Source organism: Mycobacterium sp. ABE4_509 (genome assembly GCF_056160785.1).
In genome coordinates, this window is sequence record NZ_JBSWXU010000206.1 from 1 (window position 1) to 7,050 (window position 7,050).

General features: G+C 72.0%; 9 protein-coding genes. 3 read left to right on the plus strand and 6 right to left on the minus strand.

Features of this window, described 5'->3' with window-relative positions; translation table 11 throughout:
- Window positions 1-365, minus strand: a 365-nt coding sequence (locus ACXAID_RS26175; protein WP_475025096.1) for an AMP-binding protein, incomplete at its 3' end; no start/stop codon positions are given.
- Window positions 366-644: 279 nt separating this feature from the next.
- On the opposite strand from ACXAID_RS26175, the gene ACXAID_RS26180 reads away from it, so the two are divergent.
- The gene (locus ACXAID_RS26180) at window positions 645-944 is read left to right on the plus strand and encodes a DUF3349 domain-containing protein (protein ID WP_475025097.1); all 300 of its coding nucleotides are present in this window, start codon (window positions 645-647) and stop codon (window positions 942-944) included.
- Between the two features lie 19 nt (window positions 945-963).
- On the opposite strand, the gene ACXAID_RS26185 is transcribed toward ACXAID_RS26180, so the two are convergent.
- The 5 genes from ACXAID_RS26185 to ACXAID_RS26205 form a co-directional block, all read right to left on the minus strand.
- Window positions 964-1,350: a VOC family protein gene (locus ACXAID_RS26185; protein WP_475025098.1), complete on the minus strand. Its 387-nt coding sequence runs from the start codon at window positions 1,348-1,350 to the stop codon at window positions 964-966.
- Window positions 1,351-1,402: 52 nt separating this feature from the next.
- The gene (locus tag ACXAID_RS26190; protein ID WP_475025099.1) at window positions 1,403-2,974 is read right to left on the minus strand and encodes a long-chain-fatty-acid--CoA ligase; all 1,572 of its coding nucleotides are present in this window, start codon (window positions 2,972-2,974) and stop codon (window positions 1,403-1,405) included.
- A gap of 6 nt (window positions 2,975-2,980) precedes the next feature.
- Window positions 2,981-3,868, minus strand: a complete 888-nt coding sequence (locus ACXAID_RS26195) for an SDR family oxidoreductase (RefSeq protein WP_475025100.1) — start codon at window positions 3,866-3,868, stop codon at window positions 2,981-2,983.
- A 66-nt stretch (window positions 3,869-3,934) separates the two neighbouring features.
- The gene (locus ACXAID_RS26200) at window positions 3,935-4,846 is read right to left on the minus strand and encodes a 1,4-dihydroxy-2-naphthoyl-CoA synthase (protein ID WP_475025101.1); all 912 of its coding nucleotides are present in this window, start codon (window positions 4,844-4,846) and stop codon (window positions 3,935-3,937) included.
- A gap of 58 nt (window positions 4,847-4,904) precedes the next feature.
- Entirely contained in the window at window positions 4,905-5,624 is a 720-nt protein-coding gene (locus ACXAID_RS26205; protein ID WP_475025102.1) for an HAD family hydrolase, read from the minus strand.
- Between the two features lie 61 nt (window positions 5,625-5,685).
- On the opposite strand from ACXAID_RS26205, the gene ACXAID_RS26210 reads away from it, so the two are divergent.
- Window positions 5,686-6,438: a glycosyltransferase family 2 protein gene (locus ACXAID_RS26210; RefSeq protein ID WP_475025103.1), complete on the plus strand. Its 753-nt coding sequence runs from the start codon at window positions 5,686-5,688 to the stop codon at window positions 6,436-6,438.
- On the plus strand, window positions 6,435-7,050 hold a 616-nt coding region (locus ACXAID_RS26215), incomplete at its 3' end, for an acyl-CoA dehydrogenase family protein (RefSeq protein ID WP_475025104.1). The genes ACXAID_RS26210 and ACXAID_RS26215, both read left to right, overlap by 4 nt.

Below are 7,050 nucleotides of genomic sequence, written 5' to 3' on the forward strand. Positions count from 1 at the left end.
GCGCCGGCCAGGTCGGCGGGGCCGAACCCGGGCGGCAACGCCACCGGCTCGGTGCCCGCGACGACGCTGCGGACCAGAACCTGGAACCCGGCGACGTGGTAGGCGGGCAGTGCGAGCAGCCAGCTGCCGGCCCCGCCGAGGCGGGCGTGGGTGGCCTCGGCGCTGGCGGTCAGCGCGCCGGGGCCCAGCTGTGCGCCCTTGGGGGTGCCGGTGGTGCCGGAGGTCGACAACACCACGCCCACGGTGTCGTCGATGTCCTCACCGGCGCGCAATGCCGTTGTCAGCAGTGCGGTTTGGTGGGGGTCGTCGGCCGGCACCGGCAGCACCGCCGCGTGGCCGGCCAGCACGTCGTCGACGACGGTCATGGCCGCCAGGGCGGCGCTGCCGGCGCGGATCTGGACGGGACGCAGAACGGCTATGTGCGGGCCCCCTCGTCGCGGGGTCCGCTCAGCGGGCGGGTGGTGGTCCTCACAGCGGCTCGATCGTAGCCCAGTGCGCTGGGGCAATGGCGGCCCGACGGCTGGTGAACGCGGGGTGAATTCCTCGGCCGGCCCCGCAGAAATGGCTTGTGGCAAGACTTTCGGGGTTTCCCGGCGACCCGTAAGGCTGGTCAAAATCGCTGTCACGCTTCACAATGAGAAGACATGTCTGCGAAGGTCATCGACAACGTGCTCGCCCTGCTGGAGCGTGGTTACCCGCACGGTATCCCGCAGCAGGACTACTTCCCGCTGCTGGCGCTGCTGACCCGCTCGCTGTCCGAGAACGAGGTCGTCGCGATCGCTCAGATGGTGTTGCGGGGCAACGATTCCGGCAGTGCGTCGCCCCCGGAGATCCGCGCCGCGATCCACGTTCTGAGCGAGGCGCAGCCGTCGGCCGAGGAGACCGGGCGGGTGGCGGCCCGGCTGGCTTCGGTCGGGTGGCCGTTGGCCGAGCCGGCCCGCTGACCGCGCCGGCTTACGAACCTCAGGCCCGGTTGTCGCGGCGCAGCGGATGATCGTCGGGCACCTGCACGAAGATCAGCTGCACACCGTCGGGGTCGAGCACGTGCATCTCGTGCAGGCCCCACGGCTCCCGGCGGGCTTCCCGGGCGATCTGCACACCGCGCCCGCGGAGTTCGTCCTGGGTCGCGGCGAGGTCGCGTACCTGTAGCCACAACGCCCCGGGGAACGGCGGTGCGCCCTCGGCGGGGGCCCCGTGTCCGGCCAGTTCGATCAACGACTGTCCGGCGTAGAACACCGTGCCGGCACCGTATTCCCGTGCTACCGCCAAGCCGAGGCCGTCGCGGTAGAAGGCCAGCGACTTCTGGTAGTCGACCGGCCGGAACAGCACCCGACTGGCCAGGATCTCCATGGCTGTAGTCCTACCACGGCGGGCCGGCAGCGCTGACCCGGGCCCGCCCGACTCAGCCGATGCGCCGGCCGGTCGCAGCCCAGTAGGGCTCCCGCAACTCGCGCTTGAGCAGCTTCCCACTCGGGTTGCGGGGCAGCGTCTCGACGAAGTCCACGCTCTTGGGCAGCTTGAATCCGCCGAGCCGGGCGCGGGCGAACCCGATCAGGTCGTCGGCGCTCAGCGTCGCGCCGGGGCTGCGCACGACGACGGCCTTGACCGCCTCGCCCCACTGTTGGTCGGGGACGCCGATGACGGCGGCGTCGGCGATCCCGGGGTGGGTCATCAGCACGTTCTCGACCTCGGCGGGGTACACGTTCTCGCCGCCGGAGACGATCATGTCCTTGATCCGGTCGTGCAGGTACAGGTAGCCGTCCTCGCTGAGGTAGCCGGCGTCGCCGGTGCGCAGCCACCCGCCGGGGCGCAGCGTGTCGGCGGTGGCCGCGGGGTTGTTCCAGTAGCCGGGCATGTTCTGCGCCGAACGGGTCCACACCTCGCCGACGGCGCCGGGCGGCAGGCCGGGACCGGGCGCTTCGTCCTGGTCCTCGGGGTCGGCCTCCGGATCGACGATGCGGATCTGCACCCACGGGTACGGCTTGCCGCAGGAGCGCAGCAGGTGCGCGACGTGCTCGGCTCCGTCGAGCTGGGTGACCGATCCGGTGGTCTCGGTCATGCCGTAGACCTGTGCGAACACCCCGCCGAACCGCTCGATCCCGCGGGTCAGCACGTCGTCGCTGATCGGTGATGCCCCGTAGACCACGACCCGCAGCCCGGACAGGTCGGCCGCGCCGAGGCCCGGGGTGTCGAGCAGCCGTGCGATCACCGCCGGCACCAGCAGCAGGTTGGTCACGCCGTGCTCGGCGACGCTGGCCAGGATCGCGGCGGGGTCGACGTCGCGCAGCACGACCACCGTGCCGCCGTGCCACAGCCCGGCCAGTGCCCACCCCGACCCGGCCATGTGGAACAGCGGCATCACCGCCAACGTGACGGCCTCGTCGTCCATCCGCCACGGCCCCGCCACCCCGGCGCACTTGCAGCGGTAGTTGGCGTTGCTCAGCATCACCCCTTTCGGGGCTCCGGTGGTGCCCGAGGTGTACATCAGGAACACCAGGTCGTCGGGGCCGGTGACGACGCCGGGGTCCTGCGCGGGATGCGCGGCCACCCAGTCGTCGAAGGACGGCCACCGGTCATGGCGGCCGATGGCGACGATGCCGGCGGTGAGCTGATGCTCGATCTCCTCGAGGTGGCCGAAGAAGTCCTCCCCGACCAGCACCAGGGCGGCGCCGGCGTCGTCGATGACGTGCCGCATCTCCGGGGCGGCCAGTCGCCAGTTCACCGGAACCCCGATGGCGCCGAGCTTGGCCAGCCCGAACACCAGGTCGAAGAACTCCGCGCCGTTGCGGTCGACGACGGCGACCCGGTCGCCGAACCCGACCCCGGCCGCCGCCAGCGCCTGGGCCACCCGGCTGGATCGTTCGTCGAGCGCGCCGAAGGTGATGGTGTGGTCGCCGGCCACCAGCGCAGGGTGGTCGGGCCGGGTTCGGCCGTGGACGCGCACGATGTCGGCCAGGGTCGCGATGTCACCCATGACGGGTCAGCTCCCCGGCTGCATCCGCTGGCGTTTCATCACGGTGTCGACCACGGCGGGGGCGACGCTGTTGAGCGCGGCCGCCCCGACGGCCACCCGCGGCGCGATGCTGACCGGGCGGTGCCGGGCGGCGGTGACGATCCAGCCGGCGGCCTCCTCGGCGGACAGCGCCGGCAGCCCGCGGTATTCGCGGGTGGGTGCGATCATCGGGGTCTTCACCAGCGGGTAGTACAGCGTCGTCGAGTGCACGCCGTCGTCACCCCATTCGGTTTCGATGATCCGGCTGACCGACGACAGCGCGGCCTTCGACGCGTTGTACACCCCGAACAGCGGGGGTGATTCGGTCTTCACACCCCAGGTGGCGACGTTGATGACGTGGCCGTCGCCGCGCTCGAGCATGCCCGGCGCCAGCCCGCGGACCAGCCGCAGCGGGCCGAAGTAGTTCAGCGTCATGGTGCGTTCGACGTCGTGCCAGCGGTCCAGGGATTCGCGCAGTGGCCTGCGGATGGACCGCCCGGCGTTGTTGACCAGGATGTCGATGCCGCCCAGGTCGGCTTCGACGCCGGCGACGAGGCTGTCGATGGCGGCCATGTCGGCGAGGTCGCAGGCGCGGGCGTGGGCCTGCCCGCCGGCGTCGCGGATGCGGGTGACGACCTCGTCGAGCAGTTCCTGACGGCGCGCCACGACCACCACGACGGCGCCGCGCCGGGCCAGCTTCTCCGCGGCGGCCGCCCCGATGCCCGACGACGCCCCGGTGAGCAGTACCCGCTTGCCGGTCAGGTCGACGACCTCGCGGTTGGGCCGGTACTGCAGCAGCGTCGGCAGCAGTGGCGGTCGCATGCTGGTCAGCACGACCTGCTCGGCCAGTCGGCGCAGCGGGTTCTTACTGGTCACATCTCGTCCTCTCGCGATTTCGGCGTGATTGTCTGCGCTCAGCGACGACGAACACGCCGAAATCGCTCAGAAGTAGCGGGGGAACGGGGTCCAGTCCGGGTCGCGCTTCTCCAGGAACGCGTCACGCCCCTCGACCGCTTCGTCGGTCATGTAGGCCAGCCGGGTGGCCTCCCCGGCGAACAGCTGCTGGCCCACCAGCCCGTCGTCGAGCAGGTTGAACGCGTACTTGAGCATCCGGATCGCCTGCGGCGACTTCCCGTTGATCTCCGAAGCCCACTGCAGTGCAACGTTTTCCAGTTCGGCATGGTCGACGACTTCGTTGACCGCGCCCATCGCGTGCATCTGCTCGGCGGTGTAGGCGCGGCCCAGGAAGAAGATCTCCCGGGCGAACTTCTGCCCGGTCTGACGGGCAAGGTATGCGCTGCCGAAGCCGCCGTCGAAGCTGCCCACGTCGGCGTCGGTCTGCTTGAACCGGGCGTGTTCGCGGCTGGCCAGCGTCAGGTCGCACACCACGTGCAGCGAGTGCCCGCCGCCGGCGGCCCAGCCGTTGACCAGGCAGATCACCGGCTTGGGCATGAACCGGATCAACCGCTGCACCTCCAGGATGTGCAGCCGCCCGGCCCGGGCCGGGTCCACCGTCTCGGCGGTCTCGCCGGAGGCGTACTGGTAGCCGGAGCGACCGCGGATGCGCTGGTCACCGCCGGAGCAGAAGGCCCAGCCGCCGTCCTTGGGGGCCGGTCCGTTGCCGGTCAGCAGCACCACCCCGACGTCGGAGGACATCCGGGCGTGGTCGAGAACGCGGTACAGCTCGTCGACGGTGTGCGGGCGGAACGCGTTGCGCACCTCGGGGCGGTCGAAGGCCACCCGCACCGTCGGCAGCCGCGTGCCGTCGGACACGTGGCGGTGGTAGGTGATGTCGGTCAGGTCCTCGAAGCCGGCGACCGGTTCCCACAGGCTGGCGTCAAACGGGTTGCTCACGGGGTGACACGCTATCGAAGCCGCACACCGGGCATCGTCGGGTCGGCGCCCCGGAACCTCACACCCGGATGCCGTGGGCCCGCAGCGCGGCGATCAGCCCGTCCCGGCGCTGCCCGGTGGGCAGCGGGTCGACCAGCGCGAAGGCGCAGCCGAGCTCGCGGGCCCCGCCGTCGGCCTCGTCGCTGTCGCCGACCATCAGCGTGTGCCCGGCGGCGACCCCGAGGCGGTCCAGGGCCGTCTGGAAGATCGCCGGGTCGGGTTTGACGGCGCCGACCTCGAAGGACAGCACGAACTCGTCGACATCGCCGGCGGCGCCGATCCCGGCGAAGGCCGGCCGCAGGTCGAAGGCGATGTTGGAGACCACCGCGGTCTTGATGCCCCGCGCCCGCAACCCGGCGAGCACCGGTGCGGTGTCCGGGTAGGCCGTCCAGCTGGCCGGATCGATGACCCGGCCGTACAGCGATTCGGCGTGGTGGTGGGCCAGCCCGGATTCGCGCAGCACGTGCAGGTAGGCCTCCCGGTGCAGGTGGGGCGCGAGGTCGCGGTTCATCCAGGCCTCGAGGGCCTCGGGCGTCATCGACACCGACCGGCCGGTGGGTGCGGTCAGCCGTCGCATCAGCTCCGCCTGCACGTGGCCGTCGACCTCGCTGGTTTGCTCGGCGCCCAGCGCGGTCTCCAGTTCCATGCCGGCGAACCAGCTCTCGTCTTCCTCGAGCCGGAACAGCGTGCCGGAGAAGTCGAAGAGGACGGCTTCGACGGCGCCGGCGGTGTCATCCACGGTTGCTCACCCCACCATCGTGCCAGGTGTGAAAGTGCCGATCCGCGGCTACATAAGCCCCATGACCACGCCCGAATCAGCTCTGCGGCAGGCCGTGGTGGTGGTGCCGGCGCACGACGAGGTCGCCACCCTGCCGCCGTGCCTGCGCGCGCTGACGACGGCCGCACTGTGTCTGCCGGTGCCGACGTCGCTCGTCGTGGTGCTGGATTCCTGCGCCGACGGCAGTGAGCGGTTGGCCGGCCGGTTCGGGCCCGACGTGCATTTCGTCGCCGTCGAGGCCGGAAACGTGGGGGCCGCGCGCGCGGCCGGGTTCAGCTACGCCCGCACGGAGTGGGGCGGTGAGGGTGCGGCGCCCGAGCTGACCTGGTACGCCACCACCGACGCCGACAGCGTGGTCGACGCCGACTGGCTGCTGCGGATGCTCGACCCGCACCGCCACGGCGGCGCCGACATGGTGCTCGGTGTTGTCCGGGCGCCGACCTGGAGTGGTTTCCCGGCCGCCGTCGCGCGCCGTTATCTGCGCGGATACCGCCGCGGTGGCGCCGAACACGACCATGTCCACGGCGCGAACATGGGCTTCCGTGCCGACGCCTACTGGCAGGTGGGCGGCTTCCGGGCGCTGGAAACCGGCGAGGACGTCGAGCTGGTGCAGCGTTTCGAGGCCGCGGGCCTGCGCGTCGACCGGGACGCCGAGCTGTCGGTCGTGACGTCGGACCGGCGTCGGGGCCGGGCTCCGCGCGGGTTCGCCCACCACCTGCGCTCGTTGTCCCGTCCAGCGGCCGGGGGCCGTGACGCGTCCGGAGCGGCCTCGTGAGCGCCGGGGTTGTCCAGCGCTGGCTGCGGTCGGGTGCGCTGGATCTGCCGCTGCCCGGTCACGGCGCCACCGCGCAGCGCTGGCGGCAACTGGGCGCGCTGGCCGAAGCGGATGTGACCGCCGGGCGTCTGGCCGAAGCGCACGCCGATGCGGTGGCGATCCTGGCCGAACTGGACGGACCCGCGCCGGAGCCGGGCCAATGGTGGGGGGTGTGGGCAGCCGAGTCCCCCGATGCCGTCGTGTCGGCCACCGAGTACCCGGACGGGCGGGTGCTGCTCGACGGCACGAAAGTGTGGTGTTCGGGGGCGGGACTGTGTACCCACGCGCTGGTCACCGCGCGGCTTCCGGCGGGGGAGCGCGCACTGTTCGCGGTGGACCTGGCCGGGCGCGGGGTGCGTCCGCTGCCGGGTAGCTGGCGTAACGCCGGCATGGCGGATTCCGATACCCGATCAGTGCAATTCACCTCGACTCCCGCGGTACCGGTCGGCGGCGCGGGCGCGTATCTGACCCGGCCGGGCTTCTGGCACGGCGCTGCCGGGGTGGCCGCCTGCTGGTTGGGGGCGGCGCGCGCGGTGGCCGCACCGCTGTATGCCGGCGCGGTCCGCAGCGGCC

Coding starts and splice junctions, on each gene's coding strand:
- ACXAID_RS26180 (WP_475025097.1), top strand. CDS start 645: ATGTCTGCGAAGGTCATCGACAACGTGCTCGCCCTGCTGGAGCGTGGT.
- ACXAID_RS26185 (WP_475025098.1), bottom strand. CDS start 1,350: ATGGAGATCCTGGCCAGTCGGGTGCTGTTCCGGCCGGTCGACTACCAG.
- ACXAID_RS26190 (WP_475025099.1), bottom strand. CDS start 2,974: ATGGGTGACATCGCGACCCTGGCCGACATCGTGCGCGTCCACGGCCGA.
- ACXAID_RS26210 (WP_475025103.1), top strand. CDS start 5,686: ATGACCACGCCCGAATCAGCTCTGCGGCAGGCCGTGGTGGTGGTGCCG.